The sequence below is a fragment of the Vreelandella olivaria genome (assembly GCF_023507745.1).
GTDB classification, from domain to species: domain Bacteria; phylum Pseudomonadota; class Gammaproteobacteria; order Pseudomonadales; family Halomonadaceae; genus Vreelandella; species Vreelandella olivaria_A.
Genome location: NZ_JALPZO010000054.1, coordinates 1 through 714, shown reverse-complemented (window position 1 = coordinate 714; position 714 = coordinate 1). Strand labels below are relative to the sequence as shown.

The 714-nt window shown below is 57.3% G+C and carries 1 pseudogene; it reads left to right on the top strand.

The window, feature by feature from the left end:
• Positions 1-714, top strand: a pseudogene (locus HP566_RS04405) (hypothetical protein); the annotation flags it as partial.

The following is a 714-nucleotide window of genomic DNA, read 5'->3' as shown; positions in this document are numbered from 1 at the left end:
CCCTGCCCCCCATGCGCGCCGGTGAGCGGGAAAGCCGTGCCGGGGGCGAGCAGTACTGCTTAAGCCCCTTGCCGCTGCCCACCGAGAGCGAGTACGCGGTGGACGTGGCGCATATCGATGTGCGCCACGATGAGGTCAGCATGGATATTCGCCAGGGCGCCAGCCCCGATAGCCTGATGACAGCAGGGCATGTGTTTAGCGTGGGGCTTGTGGCGATGAACAGCTTTGGCTTACTACTGTTAATCATGGCAGTAATCAAAAACACTATGTATGGAGTTGCGTTTTCCGTATGGGGGGGGGGGCTCTATATGGCTTTTCTGTGGATGCTGATTTTAGGCATCGTCTGGATCAATACGCTGCTCAGGCGCATCCCGCCCATTCGCCTGAATCGCCAGCGCCGCGAAGTGGCCTTTGTGGTGGAACCATCGGGCCGCTTCTGGCTACCCGCACCGCAAAATCTTTGGTTAATTTCCACCGCAGGCACTGCTGCCATCATCTCTGGGCTCATGGGGATTATTGAAGTTGGTGAATGGTTACGCGGTGCTCGGGAGGATTTTCCGATTGGCCTGACGCTGATGCATATCGGTTCCATGGCTTTTTTGTTTGTTTACCCGCCCATCTACGATGCCATCTGTCGGCTCTTTAAGCGTGAGCGCCGCACGGTGCTGGTGCCCTGGGAAGATGTGATCGCGGTATGCGGTTTTAACCCCAGCC